Raw genomic sequence first — 25,865 nt, forward strand, 5'->3', positions numbered from 1 at the left:
GAGACGGCCTGAACCTGACGCGACGTCAGCTCGGCCGGGGCTGGGGCACCGTAGCAACGGGGGGCGCAGATGAGAACACGCAAGCCCGAAACGCGAACGCGCGCCGCCCGGGCACACAACAGCGCCGCCCCCGGGCCCGGTGGGGCTCGGGGGCGGCGCGAAGTGTGCCCGGGGGCGGCGGCCCGCTAGGGCGTGTTTCGAAAGTAGCGCCGTCCGCCCGGAGGGCGGGCCCCGCGGCGTCTGGTGCGTGCGATCGCAAGGCGGAGGGTCGTCCTCGTAGTGGGCCTACTCGGACGATCCCGACAACGCAGCGAGCGTGCGTGCCAGGCGTCGCGGGGCAGGCGGGGCTTTCGAAACACGCCCTAGGAGGCGGCGGCCGGGGTGACCGTCAGCTCGACGTCCAGGACGGTGCCGTTCGCCGTGGTGAGGCGGAGCAGATAGGTGCCCGCGTGCTCATCGGTGAGGATCTTCGGAAGCGTCAGCCGGCCGAGGGCGTCGGTCTTCAGACCGGTCAGGGTGCGGACCGGCTTGCCCTTGGCGTCGAGGAAGTACGGGCCCTTGTCGTTCGGCTCGGGCTTCTTGGCGTCGGTGATCATGGTCGCGGTGACCGGGACACCCGCCGCGACCTTGCCCTTGTTGGTCGCCTTGACGGTGAGGAGATCGGCGAACGAGCCGCCGGTCCCGGCCTTCAGGACGCCGTCCCCGAGGCGGGCCAGGGCGTCGGCCCGCGGTACGGGACGGGCCTTGACGGACGCGGCGAAGTCGACCGGGGCCACCTGCTCGCGCCCGACGGCCGTGGCGCGCAGGGTGAAGGAGCCGGTCTGCTCGCCCGCGAGCAGCTTGGGGGCGGTGGCGGTGCCGTCCGCGCCGGTGAGCACGGTGACGGAGCGGACGAGGCCGAGGAAGCGGGCGCCCGTCTCGCCGCGGATCTCGTACTTCACGCGCGCCGCGGCCACCGGCTTGCCCTCGGCGTTCACCGCGTGGACCTTGGGAGTGCCGGTGAACGTCCCACCGGCGGTGGCGGTGAACCGCTTGGCGCCGACCGCGGTCAGCTTGGCGGTGCCGGTGGGCTTGGGGGCGGGCGTGGTGGGCGGTGTGGTCGGCGGCTTGGGGAGCTGCGGGACGGGCGTCTGCCCCGGGTCGCCGTCCGGGTCGGTCGAGGGGGGAGTGGTGGAGCCGTCGGGCTTGTCGTCGGACTTGGGCAGGGTGTGCGCACCGCCGTCGCCCCGGCCGGAGCCGTTGCCCCGGTGGGAATCCTTGCCCGTGTCCTTGCCGGAACCGTTGCCCTTGCCGGATCCCTTGGAGCCGGACTTCGAGCCGTCACCCGACGGGCCGCTCCTCTCCGAGGGCAGCACGCCCGTGCCGTCGGGCACCTCGTGGGTGCCGCGCTTGTAGTACTCGAACCACGACAGGACGGTGTTCAGATACTCCCGCGAGTGGTTGTAGCCCAGGATCGCCTTGTCGATGTCCTCCTGGACGGACAGATCACGGTTGTTGGCGCACAGGTAGAAGCCCGCGGCGAGCGCCGCGTCATAGATGTTGTTCGGGTCCGAACGGCCGTCGCCGTTGCCGTCCTGGCTCCAGTTCGCCCAGGTCGACGGGATGAACTGCATGGGCCCGACGGCGCGGTCGTGGGTGGTGTCCCCGTCGAACTCGCCCCCGTCGGTGTCCTTGATCATGGCGAACCCGTTGCCGTTGAGGGCCGGGCCGAGGATGGGACTGACGGTCGTCCCCTCGCGGTCCACGCTGCCGCCGCGGGCCTGGCCGGACTCGACCTTGCCGATCGCGGCCAGCAGCTGCCACGGCAGGTTGCAGCCGGGCTTGGCTTCCCGGAGCGCCGCCTCCGCCTTCTTGTACGCGGCGAGCACGCTCGCCGGTATCCCCGCCTCGGCCTTGGTGCTGCTGCCCGGGAACCCCGGCAGGTCGATCGAGGAGCCCGGCTTGTCCGGCTTGATCAGGGGCGGCAGATCGGTGTGGTACGAAGAGCCGCCGTCGATCGGCGTATCGGGCGACGGCGCCCCACTGGCCCGGTCCCGGTCCCGGTGGTCCCGGTCACCGTGGTCCTGGGTCCCGAACCCGGGCGCCTGAGATGCGGTGAGGGCGGCCATCGCGGCCGCCGCCACCGCCGTCGTGGCCGCCCCCTTACGCAAACGTCGGCCGATAAGCGGTGCCATCCGTGTGTCCCTCCCGTCGAACACGATGCGCTCCCCCCGCGCGTCAACCTTGGTGACACTACGACAACTTCGGGCCCGCGACCACCGCTGCCTACCGCCTGTCAGCCGCTATTCGGGGGTGAACATTTGGCCGGTTCCGCCGGTTCCACCGGCCGCCCCTCAGTGCGCGGCCGACTCCCAGTCGGCGCCGACGCCCACCGACACATCCAGCGGAGCACGCAGGTGGAAAGCACCGGCCATCTCGCGCCGCACCAGCTCCTCGACCCGCTCCCGTTCCCCCGGCGCGATCTCCAGCACGATTTCGTCGTGCACCTGGAGCAGCATCCGCGACGAGAATTCGCCCGCCGTCAACGCGGCGTCCACCTTCAGCATCGCGATCTTGACGATGTCGGCGGCGGTGCCCTGGATCGGGGCGTTGAGCGCCATCCGCTCGGCCATCTCACGGCGCTGCCGGTTGTCGCTGTTGAGATCGGGGAGGTAGCGGCGGCGGCCGAGCATGGTCTCCGTGTAGCCGGTGGCGCGCGCCTCCTCCACGACCCGCTGCAGATAGTCGCGGACGCCGCCGAACCGCTCGAAGAAATTGTCCATCAGCCGCCGCGCCTCGTCCGCGCCGATGCCCAGCTGCTGGGAGAGGCCGAACGCCGACAGCCCGTACGCCAGGCCGTACGACATGGCCTTGATCTTGCGCCGCATCTCCGGGTCGACCTCGGAGGTGTCGACGGAGAACACCTGGGAGGCAACCGTGGTGTGCAGGTCCTCACCGGAGGTGAACGCCTCGATCAGGCCCTCGTCCTCGGAGAGATGGGCCATCACACGCAGCTCGATCTGGCTGTAGTCGGCGGTCATCAGCGACTCGAAGCCCTCACCGACGACGAAGCCGCGCCGGATCGCCCGGCCCTCGTCCGTGCGCACCGGGATGTTCTGCAGGTTGGGGTCGGTCGACGACAGCCGGCCGGTCGCCGCCACGGTCTGGTTGAAGGTGGTGTGGATGCGGCCACTTGGGGAGATCGTCTTGATCAGCCCCTCCACGGTGGAGCGCAGCCGGGCCTGCTCCCGGTGGCGCAGCATGATCACCGGAAGCTCGTGGTCGGTCTGCGCGGCCAGCCACGCGAGCGCGTCGGCGTCCGTGGTGTACCCGGTCTTGGTCTTCTTGGTCTTGGGCAGGCCCAGCTCACCGAAGAGCACTTCCTGGAGCTGCTTGGGCGAGCCGAGGTTGAACTCGTGGCCCACCGCGGCGTGCGCCTCCTTCACCGCCTGCTGGACCGCGCCCGCGAACTGCTGCTCCATACGGTCCAGCCAGCCGCGGTCGGCGGCGATGCCGGAGCGCTCCAGCCGGGCCAGCAGCTCGGAGGTGGGCAGCTCCACATCGCTCAGCAGCCCGGCGGCGCCGACCTCCTCCAGCCGCCCCCGGAACGCCTCGCCGAGGTCGAGCACCGTACGCGCCTTGATCATCAGGGCGTCCTGCTCGGCCTCTTCGTCGGCGCCGAAGGCGAGCTGCCCGCTGTCCGCTGCCGCCGCCGGGGACAGCTCACGGCCCAGGTACTCGACCGACAGCGCGTCCAGCTCGAAGGAACGGCGGCCCGGCTTGACCAGATAGGCGGCCAGCGCGGTGTCCATCGAGACGCCCGCGACGGACCAGCCGTGCTCGGCGAAGACCCGCATGGTGCCCTTGGCGTTGTGCAGCACCTTCGGCCGGTCCGGGTCCGCGATCCAGGCCGCGAAGGCCCGCTCGTCGGCCTCGTCCAGCTCCGAGGGGTCGAAGCAGACGGCGGGCCCGCCCGCGGTGGCCAGCGCGATCTCGCTGACGCTGCCGCTGCCCAGCGCCCAGGTGTCCACGGCGGCCAGGCCCAGCGGCTCGGCGCCGCGCTCCGCCAGCCAGGGCGCCAGCCCGCCCGCGCCCAGCGTCACCCCGTCGACCTCGACGCCGGGGGCCGCGGCGGCCGGCTCCTCGTCGGCCGCGCCGGGGTCGACGGCCAGGATGCGGTCGCGGAAGTTCTGGTGGCGGAACTCCAGCGCGTCCAGGACCACCGCCATCGCGGCCCGGTCGTACGGAACGCGCTTGAGACCCTCCGGGCCGACGCCCAGCTCCACGTCCCTGACCAGCTCGGTCAGCTGCCGGTTGAGCTTCACGGCCTCCAGGTGGTCGCGCAGCTTCTCGCCGACCTTGCCCTTGACCTCGTCGACCCGCTCCACCAGCTCCTGGAACGACCCGAACTGATTGATCCACTTCGCGGCGGTCTTCTCACCGACCCCCGGGATGCCGGGCAGGTTGTCCGACGGATCGCCGCGCAGCGCCGCGAAGTCGGGGTACTGGCGCGGGGTGAGGCCGTACTTCTCCTGCACCTTCTCCGGGGTGAACCGGGTCAGCTCGGAGACGCCCTTGGTCGGGTAGAGGACCGTGACATGGTCGCTGACCAGCTGGAACGAATCGCGGTCACCAGTGACGATCAGCACCTCGAAACCCTCGGCCTCGGCCTGGGTGGCAAGGGTGGCGATCACATCGTCCGCCTCGAAGCCGTCCACCGCGAAGCGCGTGACGTTCATCGTGTCCAGCAGCTCGCCGATCAGCTCGACCTGCCCCTTGAACTCGTCCGGGGTCGAGGAGCGGTTCGCCTTGTACTCCGTGAACTGCTCGGAGCGCCAGGTCTTGCGCGAGACGTCGAACGCCACCGCCAGATGCGTGGGCTGCTCGTCACGCAGCGTGTTCGCCAGCATCGAGGTGAAGCCGTAGATCGCGTTGGTCGTCTGGCCGGTGGTCGTGCTGAAATTTTCCGCCGGCAGCGCGAAGAACGCCCGGTATGCCAGGGAATGCCCATCCAGCAGGAGCAGGCGGGGACGGTCCCCCGTGCGGTCGGGCGCGGGCGCTGCGGTCTTCTTCGATGCTTTCTCTGCCACGACCCCGATCCTGCCACGCCCCACCGACAACGCCTCCCGCCTCCCGCCCACCCGCACCGGCCCACCGCACCGGGTGGTCCCAAAGTCCGTGACTCATGAAAGGATCGAGAGGAGAAAGGCACCCAACCACGGCGGAAAAAGGGGAGCGACATGGCAGCCAAGCCACCCGCAGGCGATCCGGTCCAGGACGCGCCCGAGGTCGTACCCCCGAAACACGCCGCCGCCGGGTTCCCCGCGGTCGGTCACTCGCTGCGCATCGCCCATCAGCAGATGGGAGTGCGCCGCACCGCGCTCACCCTCCTCCAGGTCAACCAGAAGAAGGGCTTCGACTGCCCGGGCTGCGCCTGGCCCGAGCCGGACAAGCGGCACACGGCCGAGTTCTGCGAGAACGGCGCGAAGGCCGTCGCCGAGGAGGCGACCCTGCGCCGGGTCACCCCCGACTTCTTCGCCGCCCACCCGGTGGCCGACCTCGCCACCCGCAGCGGCTACTGGCTCGGCCAGCAGGGCCGGCTCACCCAGCCCATGTACCTTCCCGAAGGCGCCGAGGGCTACGAGCCGGTCAGCTGGGACCGCGCGTTCGACATCATCGCCGACGAACTCCAGGCCCTGGCCTCCCCCGACGAGGCCGTCTTCTACACCTCCGGCCGCACCAGCAACGAGGCCGCCTTCCTCTACCAGCTCTTCGCCCGCGAGTTCGGCACCAACAACCTGCCCGACTGCTCCAACATGTGCCACGAGTCCTCGGGCTCGGCGCTCACCGAGACCCTGGGCGTCGGCAAGGGCAGCGTGCTGCTGGAAGACCTCTACAAGGCCGACCTGATCATCGTCGCCGGGCAGAACCCGGGCACCAACCATCCGCGCATGCTCTCCGCGCTGGAGAAGGCGAAGACCAACGGCGCGAAGATCATCTCCGTCAACCCGCTGCCCGAGGCAGGTCTGGAGCGGTTCAAGAACCCGCAGAACGCCAAGGGGCTCGCGGGCGGCGGCACCTCGCTCACCGACCTCTTCCTGCAGATCCGGATCGGCGGCGACCAGGCACTCTTCCGCCTCCTCAACAAGTTGATCCTGGAGGCTTCCGACAACGCCCCGGGCGTCATCGACGAGGACTTCATCGCCCAGCACACCCACGGCTTCGAGGACTTCGCCGCCGCCGCCCGCGCCGCCGACTGGGACGAGACGCTGCGCGCCACCGGCCTGGAGCGGGCCGACATCGACCGCGCGCTGAGCATGGTCCTCGCCTCGAAGCGCACCATCGTCTGCTGGGCCATGGGCCTGACCCAGCACAAGCACTCGGTGCCCACCATCCGGGAGGTCGTGAACTTCCTGCTGCTGCGCGGCAACGTCGGCCGCCCCGGCGCCGGGGTGTGCCCGGTGCGCGGCCACAGCAACGTGCAGGGCGACCGCACCATGGGCATCTTCGAGCGGCCCGCCCCCGCCTTCCTGGACGCCCTGGAGAAGGAGTTCGGCTTCGCCCCGCCGCGCGAGCACGGCTTCGACGTCGTCCGCGCCATCCGCGCGATGCGCGACGGCCAGGCCAAGGTCTTCTTCGCCATGGGCGGCAACTTCGTGGCCGCCTCCCCCGACACCGACGTCACCGAGGCCGCGATGCGCGCCGCCCGGCTGACCGTCCACGTCTCCACCAAGCTCAACCGCTCCCACGTGGTCACCGGCGCCCGCGCCCTGATCCTGCCCACCCTCGGCCGCACCGAGCGGGACGTCCAGGACGGCGGACCGCAGTTCGTCACCGTCGAGGACTCGATGGGCATGGTGCACGCCTCGCGCGGACGCCTGGAGCCCGCGAGCCCCCACCTGCTCTCCGAACCGGCCATCGTCGCCCGGCTGGCCCGGCGGGTGCTCGGCCCCGGGAGCGCCACCCCGTGGGAGGAGTTCGCCAAGGACTACGCCACGATCCGGGACCGCATCGCGGCCGTCATCCCCGGCTTCGAGGACTTCAACGCCAAGGTGAGCAACCCGTCCGGGTTCGCCCTGCCGCACGCCCCCCGGGACAGCCGCAGCTTCCCCACCACCACCGGCAAGGCCAACTTCACCGACGCCCCCGTGGAGTACCCGACGGCCCCCGAGGGCCGGCTGCTGCTGCAGACCCTCCGCTCCCACGACCAGTACAACACCACCATCTACGGGCTGGACGACCGCTACCGCGGCATCAAGAACGGCCGCCGGGTGGTCCTGGTGCACCCCGAGGACGCCCGCGCGCTGGGGCTCGCCGACGGCTCGTACGCCGACCTGGTCAGCGAGTGGACGGACGGCGTGGAGCGCCGCGCCCCCGGCTTCCGGGTGGTCCACTACCCGACCGCGCGCGGCTGCGCCGCCTCCTACTACCCCGAGACCAACGTGCTGGTCCCGCTGGACGCCACCGCCGACACCAGCAACACCCCGGCCAGCAAGTCCGTGGTGGTCCGGCTGGAACAGACCCGCCCCGCCTGACGGCCCACCCCGTCTAAGCGTTCGCTCAGTCGCCTGATATGAAGGTGGCCATCACCAGCAGGTGGCCACCGTCAGCGCGGGCGGTCACCGTCAGCAGACGAACGGAGCGGGTCCCGATGGGCGAGCAGGCCAGCGTGAAGTTCCCCCAAGAGGTCATCGACGAGTACGCGGCACTCGGCGTCGACCTCCTCGCGCTGTTCTCCGCGGGTCACCTCGGCACCCGCATGGGCGTGCAGATCCTCGAGGCCTCCGCGGAGCGAGTCGTGGGCACCATGCCCGTGGAGGGCAACACCCAGCCGTACGGGCTGCTGCACGGCGGCGCCTCCGCCGTGCTGGCGGAAACCCTGGGCTCGGTCGGCTCGATGCTGCACGGCGGCAGCGGCCGGATCGCGGTGGGCGTCGACCTCAACTGCACCCACCACCGCGGGGTGCGCTCCGGCCTGGTCACCGGCGTCGCCACGCCCGTCCACCGGGGGCGTTCGACCGCCACGTACGAGATCGTCATCAGCGACGAGCAGGACCGCCGGGTGTGCACCGCCCGGCTGACCTGCCTGCTGCGCGACGCGGAGGGGCTGCCCAAGCCGTAACACCCCGCCCCACTCAGCAGAAGCGGCACCCCCGGATCCGGGGGTGCCGCTTCTGTTTGCACATCGCCCTGAGTACATGCGGCTGGAATTGCTCGCTCTATTTGTAACACTCCGTAATGCGCATGCAATCGAAGATCGGACACGCTCACTCGGTGACGTCATCCATGACGACCTCTCGCCGTCGCCGTGGGTACGCGTCTCCACGCTTCGTCCACACGTTCCTTCGACTCCTTAGCGGAACTGCAGCTTCTCACTATCCGGACTTCACGGATCGCCCGTAAACACCCTCTTTGTCCATTCCGTTCCGCTACACCGATACAGGAACGTGATCTGGGTCATAACAAGACAGTCACATCATGGCCCGCACCTCTGCCCTCTGTTGCGCCCCGCGCTTACATTCACAGCCAGTGACGACCCCCGTCAGGTGTTCGCCAGCACCTGTACGGCTGTAACAGGTCCAGCGGCGCGGACACGGCGCCCCATCCCGAGGGGCGGCCGGGCCAGGGAAAGGATTCTTCGTGCGACAGCGTTCCTTGCTCATCCTGACGACCACGATCACCGCGGGAGCCCTCACCCTCAGCGCCTGCGGTTCGCGCGGCCAGACCGACAGCGGCGACAAGAACAAGAAGACCACCGTCGTCATCGGCGTCGACGCCCCCCTCACCGGCTCGCTGTCGGCACTCGGCCAGGGCATCAAGAACTCCGTGGACCTCGCCGCCAAGGTGGCCAACCAGCAGAAGGAGGTCCCCGGCGTCACCTTCAAGATCAAGTCCTATGACGACCAGGCGGTGCCGTCCTCCGGCAAGCAGAACGCCACCTCGATGGTGGACGAGGACGCCATCCTCGGCACGGTCGGCCCGCTGAACTCCGGCGTCGCCCAGTCCATGCAGGGCGTCTTCGCCAAGGCGGACCTGGCCGAGGTCTCCCCCGCCAACACCAACCCGGCGCTGAGCCAGGGCGACGCCTGGGCCTCGGGCAAGAAGTCCCGCCCGTTCAAGACCTACTTCCGCACCGCGACCACCGACATCATCCAGGGCCGCTTCGCCGCGCAGTACTACTACAAGGACGCGAAGAAGCGGAAGGTCTTCGTCGTCGACGACAAGCAGACCTACGGCGCCGGACTCGCCAAGATCTTCGCCCAGGAGTTCAAGCGCCTCGGCGGCACGGTCGTCGGCACCGATCACCTCACCGTCAAGGAGACCGACTTCTCCGGCATCGCGGGCAAGGTCAGATCCTCCGGCGCCGACTCCGTCTACTTCGGCGGCCAGTACCCCGAGGGCGGACTGCTGTCCGACCAGATCAAGCAGGCCGGTGCGCAGGTCCCGGTGATGGGCGGCGACGGCATCTACGACCCCGCCTTCATCAAGGCGTCCGGCACCAGCAACGACGGCGACCTCGCGACCTCCGTCGGCTACCCCGTCGAAGACCTGCCCTCCGCCAAGTCGTTCGTCAAGAACTACACGGCCCAGAAGTACCCGGACCCGTACGGGGCGTACGGCGGCTACTCCTACGACGCCGCCTGGGCCATCATCCAGGCCGTCAAGGCCGTCGTCGCCGACAACGACGGCAAGCTCCCCGACAACGCCCGCGCCAAGGTCACCGAGGCACTGAACAAGGTCTCCTTCGACGGCGTCACCGGCAAGGTCTCCTTCGACGGTTACGGCGACACCACCAACAAGCAGCTGACCGTCTACCAGGTGAAGAACGGCGTCTGGAAGGACGTGACGAGCAGAACCTTCAAGGACTGATCCCAGGGCAACACCCCGCCCATCCACGCAAGACAACCGCGCGAGGGCGCACACCGGCGCCCTCGCGCGGCGTCATATCCGACCCGCTCATCGGAGGCCCTGCGGTGCACGAACTGCCGCAAACGCTGGTCAACGGCCTGACCCTCGGCGCCCTCTACGGTCTGATCGCCATCGGGTACACCATGGTCTACGGCATCGTCCAGCTCATCAACTTCGCCCACGGCGAGATCTTCATGATCGGGGGCTTCGGCGCCCTCACCGTCTATGTCTGGCTGCCCAGCGGCACCGCGCTCGCCCTGGCCCTGCCGCTCATGCTCATCGGCGGCATCCTCGCCTCGGTCGCCATCGCCACGGCCGCCGAACGCTTCGCCTACCGGCCCCTGCGCGGCGGCCCCCGGCTGGCGCCCCTGATCACCGCGATCGGCCTGTCCATCGCACTCCAGCAGGCCGTCTGGGCCTTCTACCCCGACGCGAAGAAGGCCCGCAGCTTCCCCCAGTTCGAGGGCAGCTCATTCGAGATCACCGGCAGCCTGCACATCCAGCGCGGCGACGCGTTCCTGCTCATAGCCGCCCCGCTGTGCATGCTCGCCCTGGGGCTGTTCGTCTCCAGGAGCCGGGCCGGGCGCGCCATGCAGGCCACCGCGCAGGACCCCGACACCGCCAAGCTGATGGGCATCAACACCGACCGCATCATCGTGATGGCCTTCGCCATCGGCGGCGCGTTCGCCGCCGTCGCCGCCCTCTCCCACGGCCTGAAGTACGGCCAGATCAACTTCGAGATGGGCTTCATCGCCGGACTCAAGGCCTTCACCGCCGCCGTCCTCGGCGGCATCGGCAACATCTACGGCGCCATGCTCGGCGGCGTCGTCCTCGGCATCGCCGAGGCCCTGGCCATCAAATACATCCAGGACATCCCCGGAATGGACCAACTCGGCGGCGGGGCCTGGAAGGACGTCTGGGCCTTCACCCTGCTCATCGTCGTCCTGCTGGTCAGACCCCAGGGGCTGCTCGGCGAACGCGTAGCGGACCGGGCCTGAAGGGAGTGAACCGATGACCACCGACCTCGGCACGACCGCGGCGAGCACCCCGGCCCCGCGCACCACCACGCTCCGGGCGCTCACCGCGGCCGGCGGCCTCGCCGCCATGGCCTCCACCTTCCTCGCCTGGACCTGGACCTCCGACTTCCCCGGCGACCTCACCGTCTACGGCTACCCCGGCGGCCTCCAGGTCCTCACCCTCGTCCTGGGCCTGGCCACCCTGCTGTTCGCACTCGCCGCCCTGGACGTCCGGGGCTTGCGCTGGCTCACCCCCGCCGGCTCCACCCGGGCCCTGCGGCTACTGGCCCTCGGCACCTTCGCCACCACCTGGTTCACCCTCATCGCCATCGCCGTCGACCAAGGCGGCCTGGTCAACCTGGAACCGGGCGGCTGGGCCGCCGCCGTCGCCTCGGCCGCGCCCGTCGCCACCGCGTATCTGCTCACCGACGACACCCGGCCCGTCCGCCGCCCCCGGCAGCTCCCCTCCTGGGCCGACATCCTCATCATCGCGGCCGTCTTCACCCTCGGCCTCTACGTCGTCAACTACGGCATCCAGACCGACGAGAACAACCCCGAACCGTTCCTCGGCTACCTCATCGCGCTCTGCTTCGCCACCACCGCGCTCCTCAAAGCCGGACTCATCACCCGGCTCAGCGGACTCACCAGCGCCTACCGCTCCCTCACCCTGGTCGCGGCCCTGGTCACCGCGCTGGTCTTCCCCTTCACCCAGGACAAGGCCAGCTACACCGAACTCGGCGTCAACATCGCCATCTTCGCGACCGTCGCCCTCGGCCTGAACATCGTCGTCGGACTCGCCGGACTCCTCGACCTCGGCTACGTCGCCTTCCTCGGCGTCGGCGCCTACACCGCCGCCCTGGTCTCCGGAACCGCCGCCTCCACCATCCACGTCACCTTCCCGTTCTGGGCCGCCATGCTCGCCGGGGCCGCGGTCTCCCTCATCTTCGGCGTCGTCATCGGCGCCCCCACCCTGCGGCTGCGCGGCGACTACCTCGCCATCGTCACCCTCGGCTTCGGAGAGATCTTCCGCATCGCCGTCAGCAACCTCGACGGCACCTCGGGCCCCTCCGTCACCAACGGCCCCAACGGCGTCCCCAACATCCCGGCCCTGGAGATCTTCGGCTTCAACTTCGACGACGACCACAGCTTCGCCGGACTCACCCTCGACTCCAACAGCAACTACTACCTGCTGATGCTGCTCGTCACCGTCATCGTCGTCCTCATCTTCAGCCGGGCCGGAAACTCCCGCATCGGCCGCGCCTGGGTCGCCATCCGCGAGGACGAGACCGCCGCCACCGCCATGGGCATCAACGGCTTCCGCGTCAAGCTCATCGCCTTCGCCCTCGGCGCCACCCTCGCCGGAGTCGCCGGCACCATCTGGGCCCACGTCCAGACCACCGTCGTCCCCGAGCAGTACGTCTTCGCCGGGCCCGTCCCGCCCAACTCCACCTTCCTGCTCGCCGCCGTCATCCTCGGCGGCATGGGCACCATCGGCGGCCCCCTGCTGGGCGCGGCCCTGCTCTTCCTCATCCCCGAGAAGCTGGAATTCCTCCAGGACTACCAGCTCCTCGCCTTCGGCATCGCGCTCATCCTGCTGATGCGCTTCCGCCCCGAAGGGATCATCCCCAACCGGCGGCAGCAGCTCGAATACCACGAGACGGGACAGCTCGACGTGCCCGACCAGACCGCCCTCAGCGGCAGCGCCGTCGGCGTCACCAAGGCGGAGGCATGACAGACATGACCACGACCACCGTGGCGCAGGCCGCCCCCGTCCTCACCGCGACCGGCGTCACCATGCGCTTCGGCGGCCTCACCGCCGTACGCTCCGTCGACCTCGACGTCCACCCCAGCGAGATCGTCGGCCTCATCGGCCCCAACGGCGCGGGCAAGACCACCTTCTTCAACTGCCTCACCGGCCTCTACGTCCCCACCGAGGGCCGCGTCTCCTACCGGGGCACCGTCCTGCCGCCCAAACCCCATCTGGTCACCCAGGCCGGCATCGCCCGCACCTTCCAGAACATCCGCCTCTTCGCCAACATGACCGTCCTGGAAAACGTCCTGGTCGGCCGGCACACCCGCACCAAGGAAGGACTGTGGTCCGCCCTCCTGCGCGGCCCCGGCTTCACACGCGCCGAAGCCGCCTCCAAGGCCCGTGCCATGGAACTCCTGGAGTTCACCGGCCTCGCCGCCAAGGCCGACCACCTCTCCCGCAACCTCCCCTACGGCGAACAGCGCAAGCTGGAGATCGCCCGCGCCCTGGCCAGCGACCCAGGACTGCTGCTCCTCGACGAGCCGACCGCGGGCATGAACCCCCAGGAGACCCGGGTCACCGAGGAACTCGTCTTCGCCATCCGCGACACCGGCACCGCCGTCCTCGTCATCGAGCACGACATGCGCTTCATCTTCCACCTGTGCGACCGGGTCGCGGTACTCGTCCAGGGCCAGAAGCTGATCGAGGGCACCTCCGACGTCGTCCAGCGCGACGAACGCGTCATCGCCGCCTACCTCGGCACCCCCTTCGAAGGCGAACCCGGCGCCGAGGAGGCCGCGGCGGTCGAGGCGGCCGAGGGCCACCACGTACGGACGGAGGACGGACAGTGACCGCACTGCTCGAGGTCGAGGACCTGAGGGTCGCCTACGGCAAGATCGAGGCCGTCAAGGGGATCTCGTTCAGCGTCGAGGCCGGCCAGGTCGTCACCCTCATCGGCACCAACGGCGCGGGCAAGACGACCACCCTGCGCACCCTCTCCGGCCTGCTCGCCCCGCTCGGCGGCACCATCCGCTTCAACGGCAAGCCCCTGAGCGGGGTCCCCGCGCACAAGATCGTCGCCCTGGGCCTGGCCCACTCCCCCGAGGGACGCCATATCTTCCCCCGGCTGACGATCGCCGAGAACCTGCAGCTCGGCGCGTTCCTCCGCAAGGACGCCGACGCGATCGCCGCCGACGTACGGAAGGTGTACGACCTCTTCCCCATCCTCGGCGAACGCCGCACCCAGGCGGCCGGCACCCTCTCCGGCGGCGAACAGCAGATGCTCGCCATGGGCCGCGCCCTGATGTCCCGCCCCAAGCTGCTGATGCTCGACGAGCCCTCGATGGGCCTCTCGCCGATCATGATGCAGAAGATCATGCAGACCATCGCCGAGCTGAAGGCGCAGGGCACCACGATTCTGCTGGTCGAACAGAACGCCCAGGCGGCGCTGTCCCTCGCCGATCACGGCCATGTGATGGAGATCGGCAAGATCGTGCTGTCGGGGACGGGGGAGGCGCTGCTGCACGACGAGTCCGTGCGGAAGGCGTACCTCGGCGAGGACTGAGGAGTACACAGCCCGAGGTCCTGTCCGCACCGCCGTGGTACGGGCAGGACCTCCGCCGTCACCGGCTCAGACCACGCCGGCCACGTGATACATCGCGTAGAGGATGGCCGGCAGAACGCCGACCAGCGTCCCAAGGGCAATGATCACCCCGGGCAGACGCCGTGCCGCCCGCAACACCCTGGCCAGATAGCCCACCAAAACGAAAAAGGCCAAGATCACCACGACCCCGGCCAGCAGCCACACCACAGAACCCGCGTACACGGCAGCACTCTCCTTCGACTATGCCTAGTCCAGCTCGGCCCTCCGCGCACGTGGAAGAAGACTCCACACAGGCCTTGGTAGGAGGCCCGGATCGCTGCGATCGCACGGCGAGTCAGAAATGACGGTAGCCGAAGTAGCCTGAGTTAGGCCAGAGTTAGCGAGAAAGCACGACAAGGCAGGGCTCCCGGGCTACCACCCCCGGAAGGCCCTGCCTGAACGCACGCTGGACTAGGCAAGTCGTCAGTGCGCCGTTAGACCAGAGTGCCCTCGCTTTGTGGACGATTGATGAACGCTCAGACGCGACAGCATCTTCCGCGCTCCCCTCCACTCGCCCTCTGTTTACGCTCTGAATCTGCTCTGCACTCACTTAACGCCGACTAAGTGTACTGCTAGGCTGGCCTTCATCAATCGCCAATCAAGAGGAAGTGAAGGCGATTTCACTCCGCTTCGGACTCCTGGGACCGGTGGAGGCACACCACGACGGCGCCCCCCTCACCATCGGCCCCCCTCAGCGCCGCGCCGTCCTCGCCGTCCTCCTCCTGTCACCACGCCAGGCCGTCACCGTCGCCACTCTCCGCGAGCGCATCTGGACCAGCACCCCTCCGGCCTCCGCCACCCAGGCGCTGCATGTGCACATCCACCATCTGCGCCAGATGCTCCGGCAGCCCATGCCCGACAGCGGACCGACCCGCCTGGTCACCCACCCCGGCCACCCCCCGGACCAGGTGAGCTACGTCCTGCACACCGCCCCGGACGCCGTCGACGTGACCGGCTTCCGCGCCCTGCTGGACGACGGCGAAACCGCCCAGCACGCCGGCGACGCTCGCACCGCCCTCACGCACTACGCCACCGCGCTGAAGCTGTGGCGCGGCCAGCCGCTCGCCGGCCTCCAGCCCTCCCCGTACATCCTGAGCACCCGCCAAGCGCTCGCCGAGATCCGGCTCGACCTCGGCAAACGCCACGCCGCCAGCCTGCTGGAACTCGGCTCCGCCGCCCGGGCCATCGCCGAACTCCAGGACCTCCGCACCCAGTACCCGGGCGACGAGAGCCTCGTCGTCCTCCTCGCCCGCGCCCTGTGCCGCACCGGAGCGGAAACCCGCGCCCTGCGGCTCGTCACCGACGAACTCGCCCGCTGCGAACGCGAATACGGACTACGCCCCGCCGCCCTGCTCCACCAACGGAACGCCATCGTCCAGGGCACCGGGACCGGAGCGGCCTCATGAAGACAGAGGCACGTCTGCTGGGCCCCGTCGAACTCACCGTGAATGACACCGACGTCACGCCGACATCGGTACGCGCTCGCGTCTTCCTCGCCTCACTCCTGCTGCGCTGCGGACAGCCCGTCCCCATCGAAACCCTCACCGAAGAACTCTGGGCCGACTCCCCACCCGCCTCCGCGCGCGCCCAACTCCACACCCACGCCAGTCACCTGCGCCGACGGATCGACCACGCGGGCGGAACCGGCGCCGGACGCCAGCTGCTCGCGACCCACCCCATCGGCTACACCCTCCTGGTGCCGCCACAGGACCTGGACCTCACCCGCTTCGCCGGACTCCTCGACGAGGCCAGAAGCCAGTCGGAGAAGGGCCGTCACGAACGCGTCAGCGAACTGCTGCGCACAGCGGACACACTGTGGCGCGGCCCCGCTCTCGCGGGCGTCACCACCGCCCCGCGGCTGGCCGCCCAGGCACAGCGCCTGGAGGATCAGCACCGGGAAGCAGCGACCCTGTGCCTCGACGCCGAGCTGCGTCTGGGACGGCACGCCCGGGTCATCTCCGAGCTGCGCGCCCTCGTCCAGGAACACCCCGACCACCAGCCGTTCCGCGCCCTCCTGAGCCGGGCCCTGCACGAGACCAGCCGCACCACGGAAGCCCTGGACATCAGGCGCCAGCCACCCCCCTCCTCTGTCCCGCCGGATGAACCCCCACCCCACCCCGAACCGCTCGCCGCGCCGGTCCAGCGCCCCGCCAAGGCTCCACAGCCGCTGCGCTTCACCGTCCTGGGCCCCATCCGCGCCTGGCGTGGCGAGGAACCGATCAGCGCCGGTTCGCCGCAGCAGCGCGCCCTGCTCGCCGCCCTGTTGCTGCGCAGGGGGCGCACCGCGACCGCCTCCGAACTGATCGACGCCCTATGGGGCGAAGAACCGCCCGAGGCGGCGATCGCCGCGCTGCGCACCTACGCCTCCCGGCTGCGCAAGGCCCTCGGCCCTGACTCCGAGATCCTGGTGAACGAATCGGGCGGCTACGCCCTCCGGATCGAGCCGGACGCCCTGGACATCGACATGGCCGCGCGGTACGCGGCGGAAGCCGAAAAGGCACAACACCACGGAGACCGCCTCCGGGCACGCGACCTGTTCAACGAGGCGCTGACGCTCTTCCAAGGCGAGCCGCTGGCCGGAGTGCCGGGTCCGTACGCGGAGACCCAGCGCACCCGGCTGGAGGAGTGGCACCTCTCCCTGATCGAGACCCGGCTCGACCTGGACCTGGAGCTGGGTCACCACTCCGAGGCGGTCTCCGAACTGACCGCGCTGACCGCCTCGTACCCGCTGCGCGAGCGGCTGCGGGAGCTGCTGATGCTGGCGCTGTACCGCAGCGGACGGCAGGCGGAGGCCCTGGCCGTCTACGCCGACACCCGGCGGCTGCTCGCCGACGAGCTGGGCGTGGACCCCCGCCCCGAACTGTCCGACCTCCAGCAGCGCATCCTTCAGGCAGATATCGAACTGGCCGTCCCCACCCCGGCTCCAGCGGAACGCGACCGACTCACCAGACCGGCCCAACTCCCGGCGACCGTACCGGACTTCACCGGCCGCGCCGTGTTCGTCGAGGAGCTGAGCAGTCAGCTCACCACGGCCGAAGGACGCGCCATGGCCGTATCAGCCATCGCCGGAATCGGCGGCATCGGCAAGACCACCCTCGCCGTCCACGTGGCACACGCCGCCCGCCCCTCCTTCCCCGACGGACAGCTCTACGTCGATCTTCAGGGCGGGGCGCCCACCGCCGCCGACCCCGAAGCCGTACTGGGCTCCTTCCTCCGCGCCCTCGACACCCCCGACGCCGCCATCCCCGACGGCATCGAGGAACGCGCCGCCCTCTACCGGTCCCTGCTCGACGGCCGCCGCGTACTGGTCCTCCTCGACAACGCCCGCGACGCCGCCCAAGTACGGCCGCTCCTCCCCGGCATCGAAGGCTGCGCCACCCTGGTCACCAGCCGCACCCGCCTGGTCGACCTGGCAGGCGCCCACCTCGTCGACCTCGATGTGATGAGCCCCGACGAGGCGCTGGCCCTCTTCACCCGCATCGTGGGCGAAGAGCGGGTCGCCGGGGAGCGCGACGCCGCGATGGACGTCGTGGCAGCCTGCGGCTTCCTCCCTCTGGCCATCCGCATCGCCGCCGCACGGCTGGCCGCGCGGCGCACCTGGACCGTGTCCAGCCTGGCGCAGCGGCTCGCCGACGGCCGTCACCGACTGGACGAACTGCGCGCGGGCGACCTGGGGGTCAAGGCCACCTTCGAGATGGGCTACGGCCAGCTCGCGCCGGGGCAGGCGAGGGCCTTCCGGCTCTTGGCCCTGGCGGACGGACCGGACATCTCCCTCACCGCGGCGGCCACCCTCCTCGGCACGGACACGTTCGCAACCGAAGAGCTGCTGGAGTCCCTGGTCGACGCCTCCCTGCTGGAATCCGCTGTTCCCGGCCGCTACCGCTACCAAGAGCTCGTACGCCTCTTCGCCCGCGACTGCGCCGAGCGCGACGAGCCCCCTTCCGACCGGGACACGGCGCTCTCCCGGCTCCTCGACTTCTACCTCGCCACAGCGGCACGGATATACGCGCGGGAACGGCCGGGTGACCGGCTCGTCGAGCATCTGACACCCACCGCCCACCCGGGCCTCGACTTCCCGGACCGCGACGCCGCGCTCGACTGGCTCTTCGACGAGGGCGACTGCCTCTTGGCATGCACCACCCAGGCAGCCACCGGCGTGGACCCGGGCCGGGCAGCGGACATCCTCCTCGCCGCCTCCGACCTTGCCGAGTCCGGATCCCATACTCGACGGTACGAGGCCGTGGCCGCGACCCTCAGCACGGCCGCGCACACCGCAGGGGATCTCCGGGCCGAAAGCCGCGCCAGGGCAGCCCTGGCCCATGCCCTCCACCTCCGCGGTCAGGCCGAAACGGCCCATGAGCAAGCACAGCGCGCCCTGAGCCTCGGCCTCGCCGCGGAAGACCCGGCCGTCAGCGGCCGTCTCCCCAACCAGTGCGGCATCACGGCGATCCTTCTGCGGCGGTACGCCGAGGCGGAGGAACACTTCCGCCAGGCCATCGACGCCTTCCGCGCCGACCGGGACCGGCCCGGCGAAGCCGCGGCGTTGTGCCATCTGTCACGGGTCCGATCCGCGCTCGGCCGCACGGCCGATGCCGTCGAGCTGGCCGGGCAGGGCGTGGCGCTCTACGAAAGCCTCGGCCTCACCCTGCGTCTGGCCAACGGGAGGTACGCGCTCGGCCTGGCGCTGGCCGCGGCCGGGCGTCTCAGGGAAGCGGCCGACCAGCTCACCGAGGCGGTCGACAGCTTCCGCGAGAACCGCCAGCGCCTGTGGGAGGGAACAGCCCACCACCGGCTGGCGGACATCGAGCTGGCCCTGCACCGACCGGGCGAGGCCGCCGCGCACGCCGAGGAAGCCCTCACCCTGGGCCTCGTCGGCGGCGACCGGCGCCGCGCCTCCACCCTGACGGTGCTCGGCAAGGCCCTCGCGGAACTCGGGCAGGTCGACCGCGCCTCGGCCTGCTGGCGTGAGGCGATCGCCCTCTACGATCAGCTCGGAACGGCCGAGGGCGACGAGGTACGGGAGCTGCTGGACCCGGTCCAGGCGTTCTGAAGCCCCACCCCGATGGCCCCTGCCCCGGGCCTACTGCTCGGACTGTTTCTTCTTCTCCGCCGCGTCCTCGATGACCGCCTCCGCCACCTGCTGCATCGACAGCCGCCGGTCCATCGACGTCTTCTGGATCCAGCGGAACGCGGCCGGCTCGGTCAGCCCGTACTCCGTCTGCAGGACACTTTTGGCCCGGTCCACCAGCTTGCGGGTCTCCAGCCGCTGGGAGAGGTCGGCGACCTCCTGCTCCAGGGTCTTCAGCTCGGTGAAGCGGGAGACGGCCATCTCGATGGCGGGCACCACGTCGCTCTTGCTGAACGGCTTCACCAGGTACGCCATCGCCCCGGCGTCCCGGGCCCGGTCGACCAGTTCGCGCTGCGAGAACGCGGTCAGCATGAGGACGGGCGCGATGCGGTCGGCCGCGATGCGCTCAGCGGCGGAAATCCCGTCCAGGACGGGCATCTTCACGTCGAGGATCACGAGGTCGGGCCGGTGCTCCCGAGCGAGCGCGACGGCCGTCTCGCCGTCTCCCGCCTCACCGACGACGGAGTACCCCTCCTCTTCGAGCATCTCCTTGAGGTCGAGACGGATGAGGGCCTCGTCCTCGGCGATGACGACGCGGGTCGTGTGTGGCGGGACGTGCGACTGCGCGTCGGGGGCGTCAGCGGTACTCACTGTGCTCCTCGGGTTCCTCTACAGGTGGGGCACCACGAGCCTACCTAGCTCCGCGCGGCACCGGGACACGCGGTATGCTCCTGTCGGGGTCACCAGCCGGGTTGATGGAAGCGGCAGACATGATCGCCTCAAAAGCGATTGCCCGAAAGGGCGTGCGGGTTCAAGTCCCGCACCCGGCACTCTTGAGTCCGCCAAAGAAGTGGACTCTCACGTTCTCGTGAATCTTGGCAGTTCAGCGGTGCGAGGCGCATATCGTCACGCAGAGTTGCCTCATGCATATGCACGGCACTCATGTGCGACAGAAGGCAATCGCCCTGCTGCGATCCGGCGCCAGGAACGCGGATGTGTCCCGAAGGCTCGGCGTCCCCGTGGGCACAGTGGCTTATTGGCTCCACCTTGACCGCGCTCAGCAGGGCACGCTTCCAGGGAAGTCCGCCCCTCCGTGCCCACGCTGCGAAGGCACCGGGCTCGACCGCGCGGCCTACTCATACCTGCTGGCCCTGTATCTCGGTGACGGGCACATCATCCAGTATTCCCAGCATCGAGTACCGAGCCTCATGATCGCCTGCGATGAAGCATGGCCCGGGTTGATGGACGAATGCGAGCAAGCAATGCGCGCGGTCTTCCCGGACAACTCCGTCTGCCGGGTCCGCAGGACGGGCTGCCGCAATGTGAAGGTCTACTCCCTCCACCTGTGGTGCATGTTCCCGCAGCACGGGCCGGGAAAGAAGCACGACCGCCTCATCGCCCTCGAACCCTGGCAACAGGAGATCGTGGACGCACACCCCTGGAAGTTCATCCGCGGGTTGTTCCACTCCGACGGCTGTCGGATCACCAACTGGACAACGAAGGTCGTCGCCGGCGAGCGCAAGCGTTACGAATATCCCCGGTACTTCTTCACCAACAAGTCCGACGACATCCGCAAGCTCTGCTCCGACACCCTCACCAAGGTCGGCGTGGAGTGGACGACACTGGCGCGCGGGAGCGATCCGTTCAACATCTCCGTCGCCCGCCGGGCCTCCGTCGCGCTCATGGACGCCCACGTCGGGCCGAAGTACTGAGCGCGGCACTTCGGCCCAGTCCGAATCAGCGGAGGTCGTCGGCGCCGATGTGGTGGACGCGGACCAGGTTGGTGGAGCCGGAGACGCCGGGCGGGGAGCCAGCCGTGATGACGACGAGGTCGCCGCGCCGGCAGCGGCCCAGGCGGAGGAGTTCCTCGTCGACCTGGGCGACCATCTCGTCCGTGGAGTCGACCATCGGGCCGAGGAAGGTTTCGACGCCCCAGGTCAGGTTGAGCTGGGAGCGGGTGCCCGGGTCCGGGGTGAAGGCCAGCAGCGGGATCGGGGAGCGGGAGCGGGAGAGGCGGCGGACGGTGTCCCCGGACTGGGTGAAGGCGACCAGGAACTTGGCGCCGAGGAAGTCGCCCATTTCGGCCGCCGCGCGGGCGACCGCACCGCCCTGGGTACGGGGCTTGTTGCGCTCGGTGAGCGGGGGGAGCCCCTTGGCGAGGATGTCCTCCTCGGCGGCGGCGACGATGCGGCCCATGGTCCGGACCGTGGCGATCGGGTATGTGCCGACGCTGGTCTCGCCGGAGAGCATCACCGCGTCCGTGCCGTCGATGACGGCGTTGGCGACGTCGGAGGCCTCCGCGCGGGTGGGGCGGGAGTTGTCGATCATCGAATCGAGCATCTGGGTCGCGACGATCACCGGCTTCGCGTTCCGCTTCGCCAGCTTGATCGCGCGCTTCTGGACGATCGGCACCTGCTCCAGCGGCATTTCGACGCCGAGGTCGCCGCGGGCGACCATGATGCCGTCGAAGGCGTCGACGATCTTCTCCAGGTTCTCGACCGCCTGCGGCTTCTCGATCTTGGCGATGACGGGGAGCCGGCGGTCCTCCTCCTGCATCACCCGGTGCACGTCCACGACGTCGTCCCCGTTGCGGACGAAGGACAGGGCGATGATGTCGGCCCCGGTGCGCAGCGCCCAGCGCAGGTCCTCGATGTCCTTCTTGGAGAGGGCGGGGACGGAGACGGCCACGCCGGGCAGGTTGAGGCCCTTGTGGTCGGAGATCATCCCGCCTTCGATGACGATCGTGTGCACGCGCGGTCCGTCGACGTCGACGACCTCGAGGGTGACGCGGCCGTCGTCGACGAGGATGCGCTCACCTTTGCTGACGTCGTTGGCCAGCCCCTCGTAGGTGGTGCCGCAGCGAAAGCGGTCGCCTTCGATCGGCTCGACGGTGATGGTGAACTCGTCTCCGCGTTCAAGGAGTACGGGCCCCTCGCGGAAGCGGCCGAGCCGAATCTTCGGGCCTTGAAGGTCGGCGAGGATGCCGACGCTGCGACCGGTTTCCAGCGAGGCCTTGCGGACTCGCCGGTAACGCTCCTCGTGCTCGGCATAGGTGCCGTGGCTGAGGTTGAGGCGGGCCACGTCCATTCCGGCTTCGACGAGTGCCTTGATCTGCTCGTACGAGTCGGTCGCGGGTCCCAAAGTACAGACGATTTTTGCTCGGCGCATGCAGCCGAGCCTATGACTTACCCGCGGGTAAAGAACCGGAAAATGAACACTCCCCCATGGCCTTTGCGTGGCGGGTTATCGACAACTAATGAAACGTGCACGGGGGTGCTCCGATGAGCGATTCGGGGCCGTTGCACGGACCCCTGTGCCGGGTGCCCGGCGTGCTCTGATCGCAACCTTTCGGGGGTGTCGCGGGCGGGTGTGGCTGCGCCAGAATCTACGCGCGTTGTGCTCATGTCGCAGGTATCCCAGGGGAGTTCAAGCCATGCCGCTCGACCGTCGGACATTTCTGGGCCGCACCGCGGCCACCAGCGCGGGGGCCGCGCTCGCCTCGGGCGCGGCCGGCGCGGAGGTCAGGTCCGGGTGCGGGTCAGGCCGCCGCGCTGGTCGGGCAGGTGCATGCGACCGCTGCCCCGGGCGACCGGCGCCGACGGGGCGGCGGGCCGCTGCGGGGCGGCCGTGCCGGGCCGGGAGGGCTGGAGGCCGAAGGTGGTGAAGGCGGTGCGGGGCGGCAGGGGGTAGACCGGCGTGTCCGTGAGCGAGTTGAGGATGACGGCGGAGCGCCAGGCGGCGAGTCCGAGGTCGGGGGCGCCGACGCCGTGGGTGTGCCGCTCGGCGTTCTGGACGTGCACGGAGCCGGTGATGAGGGGGTCGAGGACCAGCCGGTGCTGGTCGTCGACGCGGGGCCGCTCGGAGGAGTCGCGCCGGATGTATGGGTCGAGGGCGGCGAGGAGGGTGTCGACGCGGCGCTCGCGGTAACCGGTGGCGAGGACGACGGCCTCGGTGGTGTGGCGGGTGCGGGTGCCCTGCTGTGCGTGCTCCAGGTGGAGTTCGAGCCGGGCGGCGGCGATGCGGCCGGCGGTGCGGACGGTGACGCCGGGGGTGAGGACGGCGCCCGGCCAGCCGCCGCCCTGCTGGGCGCGGCGGTACAGCTCGTGGTGGATGGCGGTGATGGTCTCCTGCGCGATGCCCTTGTAGAGCTGCCACTGTCCGGGGAGGAGCTGGTCGCGGACGGCCTCGGGGAGGGCGTGGAAGTAGCGGGCGTAGTCGGGGCTGAACTGTTCCAGGCCGAGCTTGCTGTATTCCATGGGCGCGAAGGACGGCGTACGGGCGAGCCAGTGCAGCCCTTCGGCGCCGAGCGGCCGGTTGCGCAGCAGGTCGAGGAAGACCTCGGCGCCGGACTGGCCGGATCCGACGACGGTGATGTGGCCGGTGTTCAGCAGCCGTTCGCGGTGTTCGAGGTAGTCGGCGGCGTGCAGGACGGGGACGCCCGGGGCGTCGGCGAGGGGGCGCAGGGGTTCGGGGACGTGGGGTTCGGTGCCGACGCCGAGGACGAGGTGGCGGGCGTGGGCGCGGCGGGGTGACACGGTTTCGCCGTCGGGTCCGAGCCGGCTGATGTCGATTTCGAACAGTTCGTGGTCGTGGTCCCAGCGGACGGCGTCGATCCGGTGGCCGAAGTGGAGGCCGGGGAGTTGTTCGCTGACCCAGCGGCAGTAGGCGTCGTATTCGGTGCGCTCGATGTGGAAGCGCTCGGCGATGTAGAAGGGGAAGAGCCGTTCGCGGGCCTTGAGGTAGCTGAGGAAGCTCCAGGGGCTGGCGGGGTCGGTGAGGGTGACGAGGTCGGCGAGGAAGGGGACCTGGACGGTGGCGCCGTCGATGAGGAGGCCGGGGTGCCAGTGGAAGGCGGGCCGCTGTTCGTAGAAGGCGGTGCGCAGGGTGGGGACGCCGTGGGCGAGGGCGGCGAGGGAGAGGTTGAACGGGCCGATGCCGATGCCCGCGAGGTCCAGGGGCTGTTCCGGGGTGGTGGGGCCGGGTTCGGGGGCGGACGGCGGTGTGGGGGGCTGTGCGGTGCTCATGGGGTGGTGTTGCCTTCCACGAGGTCGAGCAGCCGGCGCAGATCGCCGGGCTGGGTGTGCGGGTTGAGGAGGGTGGCCTTGAGCCACAGCCCCTCGGGGGTGGCCGCGCGGCCGAGGACGGCGGTGCCGTGGTGCAGGAGGTGGCGGCGCAGGGCGGCGACGGCGGCCGGCGGGGCTCCCGTGGGGCGGAAGAGGACGGTGGAGAGGGTGGGGCGGGCGTACAGCTCCAGGGTGGGGCGGGCCTGGATGAGGTCGGCGAGGGCTCCGGCGTGTGCGCAGACCCGGTCGACGAGGTCGCCGAGGCCGTGGCGGCCGAGGGCGCGCAGGGTGACGGCGATTTTGAGGATGTCGGGGCGGCGGGTGGTGCGGAGGGAGCGGCCGAGCAGGTCGGGGAGTCCGGCGTCGGTGTCGTCGTCGGCGTTGAGGTAGTCGGCGCGGTGGTTCAGGGGGGTCAGGGCGGTGGTGTCGGGTACGGAGAGCAGTCCGGCGGCGGCCGGTTGCCAGCCGAGTTTGTGCAGGTCGAGGGCGACGGTGTGGGCGCGGTCGAGTCCGTCGAGCCGTTTGGTGAGGGTGTCGCTGAACAGGAGCGGTCCGCCGTAGGCGGCGTCGATGTGGAGGGTCGCTGAGTGGTCGTCGCAGAGGTCGGCGAGGTGCGGGAGGGGGTCGATGGCGCCGGTGTCGGTGGTGCCCGCGGTGGCGATGAGGAGGGTGGGGTGGTCGTGATGTCCGCTGAGCGCGGTGTGGACCCGGGCCGGGTCGAGGACGCCGGTGGGGGTGGGGAGGGTGTGGGGCGGCCGCAGGCCGAGCAGCCAGGCGGCGCGGTGGACGCTGTGGTGGGCGTTGGCGCCGCAGATGACGTGGAGGGGTGCGCCGTGGGCGGCTTCGCGGGCGAGCAGCAGGGCGAGCTGGTTGGATTCGGTGCCGCCGGTGGTGACGAGGGCGTCGGGGGCGGGGCCGTGCGGGTGGACCAGCTCGGCGAGGGCGCGGCAGGTCAGCGCCTCCAGTTCGGCGGCTGCGGGGGCTTGGTCCCAGGAGTCGAGGGAGGGGTTGAGCGCGGAGACGGCGAGGTCGGCGGCGGCCGCGACGGCGAGCGGCGGGCAGTGCAGATGGGCGGCGCAGTGCGGGTCGGCCGGGTCGGCGGCTCCCTCGGTGAGGGCGGTCACGAGGGTGCGCAGCGCGTGGTGCGGTCCTTCGCCGTGGTCGGGGATGGCGGGCCGGGCCGCGTGGTGCAGGCGGTGGGCGACGGCGCCGGGTCCTCCGGCGGGGAGGGGTCCGCGGCGGTGGGCGGCGCCGTGGGCGAGGGCGTCGAGGACGGTGTCGAGCATCGGGCGAAGCGCGCCTGGTCCCTCGCTCCCCCCGGCGAGGAGGCGGGCGGTGCCGGAAGCGGGCATGGGGGTGCCCCTAGGAGGTGTCTGGTTTTGGGCAGCTGGGTGCGGCTCGGACGGATGTCGGAGCTGCCTCAAGCTACTTCGCCCGC

At 70.3% G+C, this 25,865-nt stretch carries 17 protein-coding genes and 1 tRNA gene; 11 read left to right on the top strand and 7 right to left on the bottom strand.

The annotated features are described in order from the left end of the window. Positions 1 to 362: 362 nt before the first annotated feature. Both ASC60_RS24115 and polA read right to left on the bottom strand, forming a co-directional pair. Positions 363 to 2,174, bottom strand: a complete 1,812-nt coding sequence (locus tag ASC60_RS24115) for a lytic transglycosylase domain-containing protein (protein WP_055554327.1) — start codon at positions 2,172 to 2,174, stop codon at positions 363 to 365. Between the two features lie 159 nt (positions 2,175 to 2,333). Further along, positions 2,334 to 5,069, bottom strand: coding sequence for a DNA polymerase I (gene polA, locus ASC60_RS24120; protein WP_055554329.1), 2,736 nt, complete (start codon positions 5,067 to 5,069; stop codon positions 2,334 to 2,336). A gap of 150 nt (positions 5,070 to 5,219) precedes the next feature. Here polA and ASC60_RS24125 point away from each other — a divergent pair, with 150 nt between their 5' ends. From ASC60_RS24125 to ASC60_RS24155, 7 genes are all read left to right on the top strand, one after another. Next, positions 5,220 to 7,514, top strand: a complete 2,295-nt coding sequence (locus ASC60_RS24125) for an FdhF/YdeP family oxidoreductase (RefSeq protein WP_055554331.1) — start codon at positions 5,220 to 5,222, stop codon at positions 7,512 to 7,514. A gap of 116 nt (positions 7,515 to 7,630) precedes the next feature. Further along, positions 7,631 to 8,101 (top strand): hotdog fold thioesterase, encoded by a 471-nt coding sequence (locus ASC60_RS24130; protein ID WP_055554333.1) that lies wholly within the window; start codon positions 7,631 to 7,633, stop codon positions 8,099 to 8,101. A 518-nt stretch (positions 8,102 to 8,619) separates the two neighbouring features. After that, positions 8,620 to 9,849: a branched-chain amino acid ABC transporter substrate-binding protein gene (locus tag ASC60_RS24135; protein ID WP_055554335.1), complete on the top strand. Its 1,230-nt coding sequence runs from the start codon at positions 8,620 to 8,622 to the stop codon at positions 9,847 to 9,849. Between the two features lie 104 nt (positions 9,850 to 9,953). After that, positions 9,954 to 10,886, top strand: coding sequence for a branched-chain amino acid ABC transporter permease (locus ASC60_RS24140; RefSeq protein ID WP_055554337.1), 933 nt, complete (start codon positions 9,954 to 9,956; stop codon positions 10,884 to 10,886). A gap of 13 nt (positions 10,887 to 10,899) precedes the next feature. Further along, a complete protein-coding gene (locus ASC60_RS24145; protein WP_055554339.1) occupies positions 10,900 to 12,636 on the top strand; it encodes a branched-chain amino acid ABC transporter permease in 1,737 nt (578 codons plus the stop codon). Further along, positions 12,633 to 13,505, top strand: a complete 873-nt coding sequence (locus tag ASC60_RS24150) for an ABC transporter ATP-binding protein (RefSeq protein ID WP_055554341.1) — start codon at positions 12,633 to 12,635, stop codon at positions 13,503 to 13,505. Before ASC60_RS24145 ends, ASC60_RS24150 begins: the two co-directional genes overlap by 4 nt. Then, positions 13,502 to 14,218 (top strand): ABC transporter ATP-binding protein, encoded by a 717-nt coding sequence (locus ASC60_RS24155; protein WP_055554343.1) that lies wholly within the window; start codon positions 13,502 to 13,504, stop codon positions 14,216 to 14,218. The genes ASC60_RS24150 and ASC60_RS24155 overlap by 4 nt, the downstream gene beginning before the upstream one ends. A gap of 66 nt (positions 14,219 to 14,284) precedes the next feature. On the opposite strand, the gene ASC60_RS24160 is transcribed toward ASC60_RS24155, so the two are convergent. Further along, a complete protein-coding gene (locus ASC60_RS24160) occupies positions 14,285 to 14,479 on the bottom strand; it encodes a hypothetical protein (RefSeq protein WP_055554345.1) in 195 nt (64 codons plus the stop codon). Between the two features lie 425 nt (positions 14,480 to 14,904). On the opposite strand from ASC60_RS24160, the gene ASC60_RS24165 reads away from it, so the two are divergent. Beyond that, the gene (locus ASC60_RS24165) at positions 14,905 to 15,702 is read left to right on the top strand and encodes a BTAD domain-containing putative transcriptional regulator (RefSeq protein ID WP_055554347.1); all 798 of its coding nucleotides are present in this window, start codon (positions 14,905 to 14,907) and stop codon (positions 15,700 to 15,702) included. Beyond that, the gene (locus tag ASC60_RS24170; RefSeq protein ID WP_079038575.1) at positions 15,699 to 19,346 is read left to right on the top strand and encodes a BTAD domain-containing putative transcriptional regulator; all 3,648 of its coding nucleotides are present in this window, start codon (positions 15,699 to 15,701) and stop codon (positions 19,344 to 19,346) included. Before ASC60_RS24165 ends, ASC60_RS24170 begins: the two co-directional genes overlap by 4 nt. Before the next feature lie 30 nt (positions 19,347 to 19,376). Here ASC60_RS24170 and ASC60_RS24175 read toward each other — a convergent pair whose 3' ends face one another. After that, entirely contained in the window at positions 19,377 to 20,015 is a 639-nt protein-coding gene (locus ASC60_RS24175) for an ANTAR domain-containing response regulator (RefSeq protein WP_055554349.1), read from the bottom strand. A gap of 95 nt (positions 20,016 to 20,110) precedes the next feature. Between ASC60_RS24175 and ASC60_RS24180 the strand changes: the two genes are divergently transcribed. After that, positions 20,111 to 20,194 (top strand) — tRNA-Leu (locus ASC60_RS24180). Between the two features lie 93 nt (positions 20,195 to 20,287). Beyond that, complete coding sequence (locus ASC60_RS24185; protein WP_055554351.1) at positions 20,288 to 21,076, top strand: helix-turn-helix domain-containing protein; 789 nt, start codon at positions 20,288 to 20,290, stop codon at positions 21,074 to 21,076. 25 nt (positions 21,077 to 21,101) lie between these two features. Here ASC60_RS24185 and pyk read toward each other — a convergent pair whose 3' ends face one another. The 3 genes from pyk to ASC60_RS24200 all read right to left on the bottom strand — a co-directional run bounded on the left by pyk (position 21,102) and on the right by ASC60_RS24200 (position 25,779). Next, on the bottom strand, positions 21,102 to 22,532 hold the full coding sequence (gene pyk, locus ASC60_RS24190; protein WP_055554352.1) for a pyruvate kinase: 1,431 nt from the start codon (positions 22,530 to 22,532) through the stop codon (positions 21,102 to 21,104). Between the two features lie 353 nt (positions 22,533 to 22,885). After that, the gene (locus ASC60_RS24195; protein ID WP_055554354.1) at positions 22,886 to 24,388 is read right to left on the bottom strand and encodes a lysine N(6)-hydroxylase/L-ornithine N(5)-oxygenase family protein; all 1,503 of its coding nucleotides are present in this window, start codon (positions 24,386 to 24,388) and stop codon (positions 22,886 to 22,888) included. Then, entirely contained in the window at positions 24,385 to 25,779 is a 1,395-nt protein-coding gene (locus ASC60_RS24200) for an aminotransferase class V-fold PLP-dependent enzyme (protein ID WP_055554355.1), read from the bottom strand. Before ASC60_RS24200 ends, ASC60_RS24195 begins: the two co-directional genes overlap by 4 nt. Between the last annotated feature and the right edge of the window lie 86 nt (positions 25,780 to 25,865).

This window comes from Streptomyces sp. NBRC 110028, from assembly GCF_001417735.1.
In the GTDB taxonomy this organism is placed as follows: Bacteria; Actinomycetota; Actinomycetes; order Streptomycetales; family Streptomycetaceae; genus Streptomyces.